This window comes from Rugosimonospora africana, from assembly GCF_016862975.1.
GTDB lineage: Bacteria > Actinomycetota > Actinomycetes > Mycobacteriales > Micromonosporaceae > Rugosimonospora > Rugosimonospora africana.
In genome coordinates this window covers 463,257-476,759 of sequence record NZ_BONZ01000013.1, presented here as the reverse complement: position 1 = coordinate 476,759, position 13,503 = coordinate 463,257, and the positions used below count along the sequence as shown (strand labels likewise).

The following is a 13,503-nucleotide window of genomic DNA, read 5'->3' as shown; positions in this document are numbered from 1 at the left end:
GCTAGAGGCGCTGCCCGGGCTCTGATGAGCCGGCGATCGAGGGGGTGCCGGGGCACGGCGTGGCCACCACGAAATATGGCCACCGACCGCCGGAGTGGCGGAGATTACTAACGGTAACTGGGCGAGAACGCTTCGCCCGCGCGGGCAGGGTCCGCTGCGGGGCAGGAATCCGCGCCGGGATCAGCCCCCGGTCGACCCCGACGGGTCGGCCGAGCCGGACGAGTCCGGCGTCCGCGACGGGTCCGCGGTGGCCGGCGTGCTGGGCGTGTCGGACGGGCTCTGCGACGCAGTGGGGCTCGGCGACGCCGACGGGCTCTGCGACGCGGGCGGCTCGGGCGAGTGCGACGGGCTCTGCGACGCGGGCGGCCTCGGCGAGTGCGAGGAACTCGGGGACGCCGACGGCCTCGGGCTCGTCGCGCTCGGCGACGGCGTCGGCCGGGACGTCGTGCCGGTGGGCGCGGCCGGAGCGTTCAGGACCGCCGGGGGTACCGGCACGGCCGGCGCTACCGATGCCGGGGTCGGCGACGGCAGCACCGGTGGGGCCGAATCCGAGGCGGCGGAACCGGCAGTCGCCGCCGCCGTGGAGGCGGTCCGGTTCAGGTCCCGGCTGGCCGGCGGGGTACCTCGCCCGGCGACGCTCAGCGCGGCGCTGGCCGGACCCGGGCTGCCGTCCCCCAGGTACGCGATGGCGAGCCCACCGACCCCGCCCACGCCGACGATCCCGGCGGCGACGAGGCTCACGACCAGCGTCGAGCGGAGACCGCGCCGGCCGCCGAGCGGCTCGGGTACCGGCTGGAGCGTCGGATCGGTGATGGCGTCGGCCATCGGATCGGTGGTGGCGTCGAGGCTCGGACGGCGCCACGGATTGACCTGTCGGCGGCCAGTCCGTCGATGGGCGGGAGCCTGGCGGCGGTGGGCGGGCATAGCTCGTTCCTTCGGTGGTTCCCGGCGGCAGGTGTTTCGCCAGTGACGAGGGCACGGCACCGCACCCACCGTCACACTGCCGTGACCAGGTACTTCAGCGAAAGCGGCGCGGCGTTAATCGTGGGGTATGTCACGCCAGATATGGATACGCACGGCTGATCGGGCGTAGCCGGACTTGTCAGGAATGAGCGATAGGGCGCGGCGAAGCGTGAAAGCGGCTCGGCGACAGCCGTCAGATGCCACCCACGAACCGGCCGGGCGACAACAGCCGCTGGGGGTCGAACTGCTCCTTGATCCGGTGCATCAGCTCCAGCCCCGGTACCGGTCCCCACAGGTCCAGCTCGGCGCGCAGCTGCTCGGGCGCGGTCAGCACCTCGCACGATCCGCTGCGCGCGAGCAGGACCCGACGCACGGCGTCGAGAACCCCGGCCACCCGGACGACCGGCAGGTCACCCGGCAGCGCCGCGTACACCACGCCGATGCCGGCGGCTCCGCGCACCGGTACCGGGGCACCGGCCGCGTCTCCCAGTGCGTAGATGACGGCCGGCAGGTCTGCCACCGGCACCGACAGCCGCAGGCCGACGTCGTCCGGACCGAACGGGTACCGGCCCCACCAGGTCGGCGCCTGCTCCTCCGGGCAGACCCGGCCACCGATCAGCTCGGCGGCGGCGTCAGCCCGGGCCTGGGCACCCAACGCCGACCCCTCGAACAGCACGGCCAGGGTGCCGGAGCCGCTAGGCCCGGTCCCGTCGAGCTGCCGGGGCACCGGGCGCTCGACCGGCGGCGGCAGGTCGACCTCGATCGCGGTCGGGGCCAGACGGGAGTCGAGCATCTCGCCGACCAACTCGTCGACTTCGGCCGGGGTGGAGACCGACCGGATCAGGAAGACCCGGCTGATCGGCAGCGGGTGCAGCCGGAACGTGGCCTCGGTGATCACGCCCAGCGTGCCGTACGAGCCGCAGAGCAGCTTGCCGAGGTCGTACCCGGCGACGTCCTTCACGACCTTGCCGCCGGAGCGCGACACGGTGCCGTCCGCGCGGACGAACTGCACGCCGACCAGCAGGTCCCGCGGCGCGCCGTAGGTGTGCGAGAGCGGGCCGGCCTCATTGGTGGCGAGGATCCCGCCGACGGTGGCCTCGGTCGATCCGGGATCGAGCGCGATCCGCTGGCCGGACTGGCCCAGCGTCGCCTGGAGCGCGCGCAGCGGGGTGCCCGCGCCGACCGTGACGACGAGGTCCGCGGACGAGTGCTCGCGGACCCCGGTCAAGCGCGCGGTGTCCACGATGACGTCGACCGTGGTGGGCTGCTGCCCCCAATCGATCTTGGTGCCGTCGCCCCTCGGTACCGCCGTCAACCCCTCGGTGGCACACTGCCGCAGCAGCGCCGAGAGCTGGTCGGCCCGGCCGGGAGTGGCGACGAACCGGGCCGGGCACCCGCCCACGGCATCGGCCGGTCCGGCCGCCCGAGCCATCCCGGCGGCCTCGGCCAGAGCGTCGAGGCTCATTCGGCCGCCCCGCCGTGCCCGTACCGCCTATTCATCGCAACGCCTCAGTACGTCCGCTCATCCGGCACCGCGGATCCGCTCGCCCGTCCGGCAGGGCGCGAGGGCTGCGGGTGAGCGCTCGCCGCACAGCCGCGGGGTCGGGAAGACCTTACCGGGGTTCGCCCGGTTGCCCGGGTCGAACGCGCGGCGGACCAGTTGCATCGTGGCCAGATCGTCTTGCGTCGTGGCCAGATCGTCGACGGAGAACATGCTCGGGAGCTTCGCCGACGTGTGGTCGCCGACGCCGGACTCGCCGCTGATCGAGCCAACGGGGTGGTCCCGGCGGATCCGGCCGACCGCCGTTTCGTGCCCCTTCCAGATGGCCGCGCGACCGGCCGGATCGTCGGCCGTGCGCAGTGCGAGGGCCCCCGCGAACAGCGCGGTGAGCGCGGCCGTCTCGGCCTCGACCTCCACCGCGGGACCGTCCAGCTCAACGATCAGCACGGCCCGCGTGCCGGCCGGATAGCCGCGGTCCACCACGGCCTCGGCGGCCCGAATGGCGAGCGTGTCCATGATCTCGGCGGCGGCCGGCTGAACGCCGGCCGTCGTGATCGCGCTCGCCGCGGCGCCCGCCCGGTCGATGCTGTCGAAGGCGGCCAGGATCGTGCGCACCGACTCCGGGGCCCGCAGGAGCTTCACCACGATCTTCGTGGCGATGCCCAGCGTGCCCTCCGAACCGATGAACACCCCGGTCAGGTCGTATCCCGGGCTCCGCACCGCCTTGCCCACGCCGAGCCGGACCAGGTCGCCGTCTGGGGTGCACACCTCAAGGCCGCTCACATGCTGCGTAGTGAACCCGTATTTCACGCAGTGCGGGCCGCCCGAATTTTCCGCGACGTTGCCACCGATGGAGCGCATCCGCTGGCTGGACTGGTCGGGCGCGTAGAAGTAGCCGGTCGGGCCGACGGTGTCGCTGACGGCCAGGTTGAGCACGCCGGGCTCGACCACGGCGCGCCGATTGGGCAGGTCGACCTCGATGATCCGGCGCATCCGCCCGGTCACGATCACTACGCCGTCGGCCTCCGGCAGAGCTCTGTCGGCCTGCGGCAGGCCAACGTCGGTCCCCGGCAGGGCACCCTTCGCCTCCGCCAGGGCACCGCCGGACGGGCCGGTGCCGGAGCCGCGGGCGACGAACGGGACGCCAGCCTCCCGGCAGGCCAGCACGGCGGCCTGGACCCCCTCGGCGTCCTCGGGCCACACGACCAGACCGGGCGTGCATCGGTAGGGGGTGAGGCCAACGCACTCATAGGTGCGCCGGGCGACCGGATCCGTGATGACCGCAGCATCGCCGAGGTCACGACGGAGTCGATGAGCCACCATGGGGAGCCCCACCGGACCATCGTACGAGTGTGCGACCTCAGTGTCAGGGCTTGACATTGGGCCGAACGGGTAGTCTCAGCGCTCGTGACGAGTTCTCAGCCACCGGTGGCGAAAAAGGTTCCCCACGAACGGGTTCAGCACGGCGATTCGGTCGGCGACGAGTATTTCTGGCTCGCCGACAAGGAAAATCCGGACACCATCGGGTACCTGACCGCGGAGAACACGTACACGGAGAGCCGGACGGCGCACCTGGCCGGCCTGCGGGAGACCGTGTTCGGCGAGATCAAGGCTCGTACCCAGGAGACCGACCTGTCCGTACCGGCGCGCAAGGGCCAGTACTGGTACTACACCCGTACGGTCGAGGGGCAGCAGTACGGCATCTACTGCCGGCGCGCGGTCGAGCCGGGCGAGGTCGACCCGCCGGACACCGGCGACGGCGCCGCGCTGCCGGGTGAGGAGATCCTGCTCGACGGCAACGAGTTGGCGCAGGGACACGACTTCTTCTCGCTCGGCGCGTTCGACGTGTCTCCGGACGGCCGCTGGCTCGCCTACTCCACCGACTTCGCCGGCGACGAGCGGTTCACGCTCCAGGTCAAGGACCTGTCCACCGGCGAGGTGCTGCCCGACCAGATCCCGGACACGTTCTACGGCTCGGCCTGGTCGTCCGACGCGTCGACACTGTTCTATCTGACGGTCGACGAGAGCTGGCGGCCGTACCGGGTGTGGCGGCACGTCCTGGGCACCGCGGCGGACACCGACCAGGTCGTCTACGAGGAGCCGGACGAGCGCTTCTGGGTCGGCGTCGAGCTGACCCGCTCGGAGCGGTTCATCCTGATCGACGTGTCCAGCAAGCTGACGTCCGAGGTCAGCTTCATTCCGGCCGCCGAACCGCTGGCCGCCCCGACCGTCATCGCACCACGCCGGCAGGGTGTGGAGTACTCCGTCGAGCACCACGGTCACCGCTTCCTGATCCTGCACAACGACGGTGCCGAGGACTTCGCGCTGGCGTACACGCCGGTCGACGGGCCCGGCGGATGGACCACGCTCATCGAGCACGAGCGCGGCACCCGACTGCTGTCGGTCGACGCGTTCAGCCGGTACCTGGTGGTGTCGCTGCGCAAGGACGGCCTGACCGGCCTGCGCGTGCTGCCGCTGGACGGGGGCGGCCAGTACGACATGCAGTTCCCCGAGCCGCTGTACTCGGTGGGGCCGGACGACAACCTGGAGTACGACACCGACGTGTTCCGGCTGAGCTACACGTCGATGGTGACGCCTGGCTCGATCTTCGACTGCAACCTCGGTACCGGCGAGTTGGTGCTGCGCAAGCGCTACCCGGTGCTCCCCTCCCCGTCCGGTGAGCCGTACCGGCCGGAGGACTACGAGCAGCACCGGGAGTGGGCGCTGGCCGACGACGGCACCCGGGTGCCGGTGTCTCTGGTCTGCCGCAAGGGGGTACCCCGGGACCGCTCCGCCCCGATGCTGCTCTACGGCTACGGCTCGTACGAGCACAGCATCGACCCGGGGTTCTCCATCTCCCGGCTGTCCCTGCTGGACCGTGGCGTGGTGTTCGCCGTGGCGCACGTGCGCGGCGGCGGCGAACTGGGCCGGGCCTGGTACGACAACGGCAAGATGCTGGCGAAGAAGAACACGTTCAGCGATTTCGTCGCGTGCGCCCGGCACCTGGTCTACGAGCGCTGGACGGCCCCGGACCGGCTGGTCGCGCGCGGCGGCTCGGCGGGCGGGCTGCTGATGGGTGCGGTGGCCAACCTGGCACCGGACGCGTTCGCCGGCATCGTCGCGCAGGTGCCGTTCGTGGACGCGCTCAACTCGATCCTCGACCCGTCGTTGCCGCTGACCGTCACCGAGTGGGAGGAGTGGGGCAACCCGCTGGAGAACCCCGAGGTGTACGAGTACATGAAGTCGTACACGCCGTACGAGAACGTGTCCACAGTGGACTACCCGGCGATCCTCGCCATGACCAGCCTCAACGACACCCGGGTGCTCTACCACGAGCCGGCGAAGTGGGTGGCCCGGCTGCGCGACCGTTCGCCCCGCTCCGACGTGCTGCTGAAGACCGAGATGGAGGCCGGGCACGGCGGACCGTCTGGCCGGTACAACGCCTGGAAGGACGAGGCGTTCGTCATCGCCTGGGTGCTCGACCGGTTCGCCCCGGCCGGAGGCTGACCGTCAGGCGGCTGGTGTCACCAGCCGGGCGAGCAGCGCGGGATCGATGTTGCCGCCGGAGATGACCGCGACGGTCAGGCCCGGCGGCAACTCCGAACGGTGGTGCAGATACCCGGCGACCGACACCGCTCCGCTCGGCTCCACCACGAGCCGGGCGGAGCGGGCGAGCTGTCCCACGGTGTCCAGGATCTCGTCCTCCGAGACCGTGATGATGCCGTCCAGCCGGGCCGCCAGGTGCGCCAGGGTCAGTTCGGACGTGGGGGTACGCAGGCCGTCGGCCGCCGTGCGGTAGGTCCGCTCGGCCGACCAGCTGATCAGTCGCCCCTCACGCAGGCTCTCCTGCGCGTCGGCGGCAAGCTCCGGCTCCACCCCGATGACCGCGGTGGACGGCCGCAGCGCCTTGACCGCGGTCGCCACCCCGGACGCGAGGCCACCGCCCCCGACCGGTACCAGTACCACGTCGACGATCGGCAGGTCAGCGACGATCTCCAGACCCACGGTGCCCTGGCCGGCGATGACGTCGGGGTGGTCGTACGGCGGAATGATCGCGTACCCCTCCGCCTCGGCCAGCTCGCTCGTGACAATCTCCCGCTGGTCCGGTTCGACCAGCACCACCCGGGCGCCCAGCGCCTCGGTCGCGGCGATCTTCGTGGGCGCCGAGACGTTCGGCATGACCACCACGCACGGCACGGAGAACGCCCGCGCGGCGTACGCGACCGCTTGCGCGTGGTTGCCGGACGAGTGCGCGATGACGCCGGCCGCCCGCCGCCCGGCCGGCAGCGACGCGATGGCGTGGTAGGCCCCTCGGATCTTGAACGCCCCGATCGGCTGGAGGCTCTCCGGCTTGAGCCACAGGCCGCCGTCACCGGTCGCGTCGCCGCCGCGCTCCTGCGCCCACCGGGCGGGCAGCAGCGGCGTGCGTACCGCGACGCCCTCGATCACGTCGGCGGCCCGGTTGACGTCGTCCAGGGAGATCAGATCCATGGCGCCATGGTAACGACGCCATCTCCGCTGGTCCGCCGGCCGGTTTCCGCCTCGGCAGGTTCGCCGCCCCCTGTGCCCGGCCGCCGTGGCCTATGCTTCCCACGACCAGATGGGGACGGCGACCAGTCTGGCTCGGCGCGTCCGAGGCCGCGCTACGACCCAGACCAGTCGGGGGGAGAGCCCGTGGCCACAGACCAGGAACTCGCGGTGGACCTGCGCGGGCTGACCAAGCGGTTCGGGCCGGTGACGGCGGTCAACGACCTCACGCTCGCCGTGGAGTCCGGCGAAATTGTCGCCTTCCTCGGACCGAACGGTGCCGGCAAGACCACGACGATCGACATGCTGCTCGGCCTGAGCCGGCCGGACGCCGGCACGGTCCGGGTCTACGGCAAGACACCGGCCGAAGCGATCGCCCGAGGTGAGGTGTCCGCCGTGATGCAGACCGGCGGCCTGCTCAAGGACTTCACGGTCGGGGAGACCCTGCAGTACACGGCGTCGCTGTACGCGCACGCCCGGTCGGTCGCCGAGGTACTGGAGCGGGCCGGCATCACCGACATCGCGGACCGGCGGGTCGGCAAGTGCTCGGGCGGCCAGCAGCAGCGGCTGCGGTTCGCGCTCGCGCTGCTGTCCGATCCCCGGCTGCTGCTGCTCGACGAGCCCACGGCCGGCATGGACGTCGAGGGGCGGCGCGAGTTCTGGTCCGCCATCCGGAAGGACGCCGAGCACGGCCGGACCGTCATGTTCGCCACGCACTACCTGGACGAGGCCGACGCGTACGCCGACCGCATCGTGCTGATCCGGCAGGGCAGCATCGTCGCGGACGGCACCACTGGCGAGATCAAGGCTCTCGCGTCGGGCCGGGTCGTCCGGGCCACCTTGCCCGGCGCCGATCAGGCGGCGCTGGCGGCGCTGCCCGGCGTGGAGTCGGTGGAGCTGCACGGCGACACCGTCGTGGTACGCGCGGCGGACTCCGACGGCGTGGCCCGTCACCTGCTGACGCAGACGGAAGCGCGCGACCTGGAGATCACTTCCAGAAACCTGGAAGAAGCGTTCATCGCGCTGACCAGCGATGACGCGCCGGAGACCATTGCCGCGGCCACGGGGAGCGAACGATGACGTCGAGCACCGCGCAACCACAGACGCGGCAGGTGCCGCCGCTCGGCGGGCTCAACCTCACCGCGCTGCGGTTGGAGATCCGCCGGGTACTGCGCAACCGCCGGACGCTCGTCTTCATCCTGATCTTCCCGACCGTCTTCTTCGTACTCTTCGGGCTACCGGCCAAGCACGAGGTGCTGGCCGGCCACTCCGCGCTCGCATACATCATGATCAGCATGGCGGTGTACGGCGCGATGGTGGGCACGACGTCCGGCGGCGCGGCGGTGGCTGTCGAGCGCAGCCTCGGCTGGAGCCGCCAGCTGCGGCTCACCCCGCTGCGGCCGGTCGCGTACGTGCTGATGAAGCTCGTCACCGCGATGGTCCTCGGCCTGATCGCGGTGGTGGTGGTGTTCGTGGTCGGCGCGCTGACCGGCGTGCGGATGCCGCTGCACGTGTGGCTCCTGTCCGCGCTGGCCGCCTGGCTGTGCTCGCTGGTGTTCGCCGCGTTCGGCCTGTTCGTGGGCTTCCTGCTGCCCTCGGAAAACGTGATGCAGTACGTCGGTCCGCTGCTGGCGATACTCGCCGTGTTCGGCGGAGTGTTCGTACCGCTCGATGTGTTCTCGCACACGCTCCAGGACATCGCCAAGTTCACCCCGGTATACGGCGTCGGCGTGATCGCCCGCTCCCCACTGGTCGGCGGGTTCACCGCAACTGCGGTGGCGAACGTCGTGATCTGGACGGCACTGTTCGGCTTCGGGGCCATGCGGCTGTTCCGGCGGGACACCGCCCGGGTCTGACGAACCGAGAGCGGAATCACGAGGGACCCAGATCACTGGTCCGCGCCCAAAAATTAGTTGTACTTTGAAAATGTTTCACTCGTACAACTAATGGGGTTGCCTGGTGCCCGAACTCAGCGACCGTCGCCGATACTTGATCTTGGCGATCTGCTGCCTGAGCCTGTTCATCGTCTCGCTGGACAACACGATCGTGAACGTCGCGCTCCCGGCCATCCAGCGCGACCTGCACGCCTCGGTCTCCGGGCTGCAGTGGACCATCGACGCGTACACCCTGGTCCTGGCGAGCCTGTTGATGCTGTCCGGCTCGACCGCGGACCGGGTCGGCCGGCGCAGGGTCTTCCAGATCGGGCTGGTCATCTTCGGGGTCGGCTCGCTGCTGTGCAGCCTCGCTCCGAACATCGGCACGCTCGTCGGGTTCCGTGCCCTGCAGGCGATCGGTGGCTCGATGCTCAACCCGGTCGCGATGTCCATCATCACCAACGTGTTCACCGACCGGCGGCAGCGTGCCAAGGCGATCGGCGTGTGGGGCGGCGTGGTCGGCATCAGCTTCGCGCTCGGCCCGACAGTCGGCGGCCTGCTCGTCCAGTCGATCGGTTGGCAGTCCATCTTCTGGATCAACATTCCGGTCGTGGTGGCCGCGATCGTGCTGACTGCTGTGTTCGTTCCCGAGTCCCGGGCGGCCCGGAGCCGCCGCGTGGACCCGGTCGGCCAGGTCCTGGTGTTCCTCACGCTGGCGACGCTGACCTACGGAATCATCGAGGGACCGGGCCGGGGCTGGTCCTCGCCTGAGATCCTCGGCTGCTTCCTGGTCGCGATCGCCGCCGTGATCGGCCTGCTGCGGTACGAGCCGCGGCGCCCGGAACCCCTGCTCGACCTACGGTTCTTCCGCAGCGCGCCGTTCAGCGGGGCGACCATCATCGCCATCTGCGGGTTCGGCGGGATCGGCTCGTTCCTCTTCCTCAACACGCTGTACCTGCAGGACGCGCGCGGCTACTCGGCACTGGACTCCGGGCTGCTCACCCTGCCGCTGGCGCTGGTCATGTCGCTGTGCGCGCCGCTGGCCGGCCGGCTTGTCAGCGCACGCGGCGCCCGGCTGCCACTGGCGGCCGGCGGGATCGCGATGGCGCTCGGGGCCGGACTGCTGGTCAACCTCACCGAGCGGACACCGATCGCGCTGCTGATCGCGTCGTACGTCATCTTCGGCATCGGCTTCGGCCTGCTGAACCCGCCGATCACCAACACCGCCGTGTCCGGCATGCCGGTGTCACAGGCCGGCGTCGCGGCGGCGGTCGCGTCCACGAGCCGGCAGGTCGGCCAGTCGCTCGGCATCGCGGTGGTGGGGTCGGTGGTCACCTCGGCGGTCCACGGGCCGCTGCGGGTCGGCTTCGCCTCCGCCAGCCACGCGGGTTGGCTCATTATCGTGGGGTGCGGCCTGGTGATCCTCGCGCTGGGCTTCATCACCACCGGGCGGTGGGCCCGGCAGACCGCGGCCAACGTCGCGGCCGAGTTCTCCACCGAGTCACCGAAGGTGCCGGCGGGCGTGCGATGAACGGAGGACACGGATGAACGGCGGGGCGCCGGCCGCACGGCGGCAGACGCCGGATCAGCGCGCCGCGCTGGAGGCCCGGGCCTGGCGCGGGATCCGCGCGCTGGTCCTGGACCGGTACGACCGGCGCAAAGAGGTCTGCGACTCGCTCGACATGAGCTTCATCCGGGTCAAGGCGCTGCGGTATCTCGCCGAGGAACCGCTGACCATGCGGGAGCTGGCCGCCCGGCTGTCCACCGACGCGCCGTACACCACGCTGGTCGTCGGCGACCTGGAGCGGCGCGGGCTCGTGGCGCGCAGCGCGCACCCCACCGACCGGCGGTCGAAGATCGTCACCGCGACGCCCGACGGGGTGGCGGCCGCACGACGGGCCGAGGACATCCTCAACGAGCCCCCGGAGCCGGTACTCCAGCTGGACTCGGCCGACATCGCCGCGCTGGACCGGATCGTCGCCCGGCTGCTCGGTTCCGGCGACTGACCCGCAGGCGGATTCAGCAGCGCAACGCGGGCCTGTACTCGCCTCCGCCACAAATCAGCTCCGGCTGCGCTCAGGCTGAGCTGCACGGGCCTGTGCTCGCCTCCGCCACAAATCAGCTCCGGCTGCGCTCAGGCGATCCCGGCGCCGGCGGCGTCGATCGCGTCATCCAGCCGGTGCGCGAGTTCGACGTCCGCCGCGGTGACGGCGTCCACGCTCGTGGTACGCACCACCAGCGTGGCATTGTCCCGGTCGGCCCGGGTCACCCGCGGCCCCCGCCCCAGGTCGCGCCGCACCGACTCGATCTGGGCCAGCACCCGGTCCAGGTTGGCGGCCGGCAGGGTGATCGTGCGGGTCAGCGCGCGGCGGTTGCCCGACCAGTACGGCAGCCGGCCCAGCGCGGCACGCAGTTCGCCGTCGTCCAGTGGCGAGGGTCCCCCGCTGGAGTCGACCAGCCCGCCCCCGGGCTGCGGCGGCGGCTCGACCAGATCACGCAGGTCGGGCGGCAGGTACAGCGACTCGACCAGCCCGTCGTCCTGCTCGCTCAGCACACTGATCACGGTCTGCGCCTGATACCGGGCGACATCCGGCGTCCGGTGCGAAATGCGACCGACCTCCTCGACGAAGCCTTGCAGGCCCCGGGGCGGGTACGGCACGTTGACCGCGTAGTCCTCGTGCAGCTCGGCCGGTACCTTGCCGAGGAACCGTTCCCGGTCGGTCGCGTTCAACGCCCGGGCCAGTACGGTCACCGTGGCCTCGGCGGCCGATTTCGCCTCCTCGAATCCGACCCCGATGCGCCGGCCGACCTCACCGACGACCTCCCGGTACCGCATGACCAGCGGCTCCGGCGGCGGTGCCGTACCGGTCAGTTCGGGATCGGGACGGGGCCACGAAGGGCTGGGCGACGGCCGGGTCTGGCGCGACTGGGATCCTGCGGCCGGCTTGTGCGCCCCGACCGGCGGCGGACCCTGGCGTTGCCCGTGTGACGCCTGGTTCGGCTGTTTCGTGGAGCCCAGCGTGGCCCCCGACTCGCTGGGCTGGCGCCCCTCGCTGCGAGCCTTCTGAGCCAGCTTGCGCCGGTGCGGGTTGTCGCCCTCCATCTGCTTGCTCATTGCCGCGGTTTTCCCGCTCGGCGCGTGGCTAACCGTGGCCGCGTGGAATCCGCCGGTACCGCCGGTCGAGATCCGGGATCTGAGGGGAACGTCCCTGAGGTGTTTCGGGGTCGCGCGTTCCTACCGTTGACGCGTTAGCAGAGGTAAGGAGCCCAACGTGCGGAAAGTCCTCTTGGCATTTGGTTTCATCGTCGGTCTCTACCTGTTCGGCCGGGCGGTCGTGGAACCGTTCGTCATCAACCTGAGCGACCCGTCGACGTACCGGCACGACTGGGGTGGGCCGAGCCTGATCGGCGTACTCGCGGTCCACTGTGGACCTGGGCTGGTCTTCGGCGCGGCGGTCGTGACCGCGCTGGTGCGACGGTACGGGCGGCCACCGGCCGGCAGCCGACCGGACCCGGTGAGCGATCGCCCGGCCGCCCGGTGACGGTGAGCGGCACCGCTCACCGTCACCGGGCGGAGCGCGTCAGCGCTCGCTGTCCAGCGAGCCCAGCTGCGCGGTCGGGTAGCGGTCGCCGACCGCCGCGCCGGCGGGTACCGCCGCTTCGATGGCGACCAGGTCCTCCGGCGACAGGGTGAGCTCGCTGGCACCGAGCGCCTCGGCCAGCCGGTCGCGGCGGCGCGCGCCGACCAGCGGCACGATGTCCTCGCCCCGGGACGCGACCCAGGCGATGGCCACCTGGGCCACCGTGACGTTGCGCTGCTCGGCGACCTTCCGCAGCGCCTCCACCAGGACCAGGTTCTGGCGCAGGTTGTCGCCCTGGAACCGCGGGCTGTGGCCGCGGAAGTCGCGGGCGGACAGCTCCCGGTCCGCCGTCCAGTGGCCGGAGAGCAGGCCACGGGTCAGCACGCCGTAGGCGGTGATGCCGATCCCGAGTTCCCGGGCGGTCGGCAGGATCTCCTTCTCGATGCCGCGGTAGAGCAGCGAGTACTCGATCTGCAGGTCCGCGATCGGGTGGACGGCCGCGGCCCGGCGCAGGGTCGCCGCACCGACCTCGGACAGGCCGATGTGCCGTACGTAACCGGCGTCCACCATCTCGGCGATGGCGCCGATGGTGTCCTCGACGGGTACCGACGGGTCCAGCCGGGCCGGCCGGTAGACGTCGATGTAGTCGGTGCCGAGCCGGTTCAGGCTGTACGACAGGGCGGTCTTCACCGCGCTGGGCCGGGCGTCGTACCCGATCCAGTTGCCGCCCGGGTCGCGCTGCGCGCCGAACTTGACACTGATCACCACGCTGTCCCGGTCGCGCCCGCGCAGCGCCTCCCGCAGGAGCAGCTCGTTGCGGCCCATGCCGTAGAAGTCGCCGGTGTCGAGCAGCGTGATGCCGGCGTCGAGCGCGGCGTGGATCGTGGCGATCGACTCGGCCTCGTCGGCCGGCCCGTACATGTCAGACATGCCCATGAGGCCGAGGCCGAGCGCGGAGACACGTGGGCCGGTCGCTCCCAGGTTGTGGATCTTCATTGCGAGTCTCCTCGTGCTATCGCTGTTAGCTAGCGTCGTTAACATCAGTCGTTAGCGACGC

The 13,503-nt window shown here is 71.3% G+C and carries 12 protein-coding genes; 7 read left to right on the top strand and 5 right to left on the bottom strand.

What is annotated here, in order from left to right; translation table 11 throughout:
• Positions 1-94: 94 nt before the first annotated feature.
• Positions 95-970 carry a hypothetical protein gene (locus Raf01_RS07950; protein ID WP_203917047.1) on the top strand — a complete coding sequence of 292 codons (876 nt, stop codon included), beginning with the start codon at positions 95-97 and terminating at the stop codon, positions 968-970.
• A 186-nt stretch (positions 971-1,156) separates the two neighbouring features.
• Here Raf01_RS07950 and Raf01_RS07945 read toward each other — a convergent pair whose 3' ends face one another.
• Together Raf01_RS07945 and Raf01_RS07940 are read right to left on the bottom strand one after the other, a co-directional pair.
• Positions 1,157-2,428 carry an FAD-binding oxidoreductase gene (locus tag Raf01_RS07945; RefSeq protein ID WP_239133444.1) on the bottom strand — a complete coding sequence of 424 codons (1,272 nt, stop codon included), beginning with the start codon at positions 2,426-2,428 and terminating at the stop codon, positions 1,157-1,159.
• Positions 2,429-2,485: 57 nt separating this feature from the next.
• Entirely contained in the window at positions 2,486-3,799 is a 1,314-nt protein-coding gene (locus tag Raf01_RS07940) for an FAD-binding oxidoreductase (RefSeq protein WP_239133443.1), read from the bottom strand.
• A 72-nt stretch (positions 3,800-3,871) separates the two neighbouring features.
• Between Raf01_RS07940 and Raf01_RS07935 the strand changes: the two genes are divergently transcribed.
• Positions 3,872-5,971 (top strand): S9 family peptidase, encoded by a 2,100-nt coding sequence (locus Raf01_RS07935; protein WP_203917046.1) that lies wholly within the window; start codon positions 3,872-3,874, stop codon positions 5,969-5,971.
• Positions 5,972-5,974: 3 nt separating this feature from the next.
• Here the strand turns inward: Raf01_RS07935 and Raf01_RS07930 are convergent, their stop codons facing one another.
• On the bottom strand, positions 5,975-6,955 hold the full coding sequence (locus Raf01_RS07930; RefSeq protein WP_203917045.1) for a threonine ammonia-lyase: 981 nt from the start codon (positions 6,953-6,955) through the stop codon (positions 5,975-5,977).
• 183 nt (positions 6,956-7,138) lie between these two features.
• Here Raf01_RS07930 and Raf01_RS07925 point away from each other — a divergent pair, with 183 nt between their 5' ends.
• The 4 genes from Raf01_RS07925 (at position 7,139) to Raf01_RS07910 (ending at position 10,871) form a co-directional block, all read left to right on the top strand.
• Positions 7,139-8,071, top strand: a complete 933-nt coding sequence (locus Raf01_RS07925; RefSeq protein ID WP_239133442.1) for an ABC transporter ATP-binding protein — start codon at positions 7,139-7,141, stop codon at positions 8,069-8,071.
• On the top strand, positions 8,068-8,847 hold the full coding sequence (locus Raf01_RS07920) for an ABC transporter permease (protein WP_203917043.1): 780 nt from the start codon (positions 8,068-8,070) through the stop codon (positions 8,845-8,847). The genes Raf01_RS07925 and Raf01_RS07920 overlap by 4 nt, the downstream gene beginning before the upstream one ends.
• Before the next feature lie 103 nt (positions 8,848-8,950).
• The gene (locus Raf01_RS07915) at positions 8,951-10,396 is read left to right on the top strand and encodes an MFS transporter (RefSeq protein ID WP_203917042.1); all 1,446 of its coding nucleotides are present in this window, start codon (positions 8,951-8,953) and stop codon (positions 10,394-10,396) included.
• Between the two features lie 13 nt (positions 10,397-10,409).
• Positions 10,410-10,871 (top strand): MarR family winged helix-turn-helix transcriptional regulator, encoded by a 462-nt coding sequence (locus Raf01_RS07910; RefSeq protein ID WP_203917041.1) that lies wholly within the window; start codon positions 10,410-10,412, stop codon positions 10,869-10,871.
• A 128-nt stretch (positions 10,872-10,999) separates the two neighbouring features.
• On the opposite strand, the gene Raf01_RS07905 is transcribed toward Raf01_RS07910, so the two are convergent.
• Positions 11,000-11,980: a DUF2267 domain-containing protein gene (locus tag Raf01_RS07905; RefSeq protein ID WP_203917040.1), complete on the bottom strand. Its 981-nt coding sequence runs from the start codon at positions 11,978-11,980 to the stop codon at positions 11,000-11,002.
• A gap of 157 nt (positions 11,981-12,137) precedes the next feature.
• Between Raf01_RS07905 and Raf01_RS07900 the strand changes: the two genes are divergently transcribed.
• Positions 12,138-12,407: a hypothetical protein gene (locus Raf01_RS07900; RefSeq protein WP_203917039.1), complete on the top strand. Its 270-nt coding sequence runs from the start codon at positions 12,138-12,140 to the stop codon at positions 12,405-12,407.
• 39 nt (positions 12,408-12,446) lie between these two features.
• Here Raf01_RS07900 and Raf01_RS07895 read toward each other — a convergent pair whose 3' ends face one another.
• Positions 12,447-13,442 (bottom strand): aldo/keto reductase, encoded by a 996-nt coding sequence (locus Raf01_RS07895; RefSeq protein WP_203917038.1) that lies wholly within the window; start codon positions 13,440-13,442, stop codon positions 12,447-12,449.
• Between the last annotated feature and the right edge of the window lie 61 nt (positions 13,443-13,503).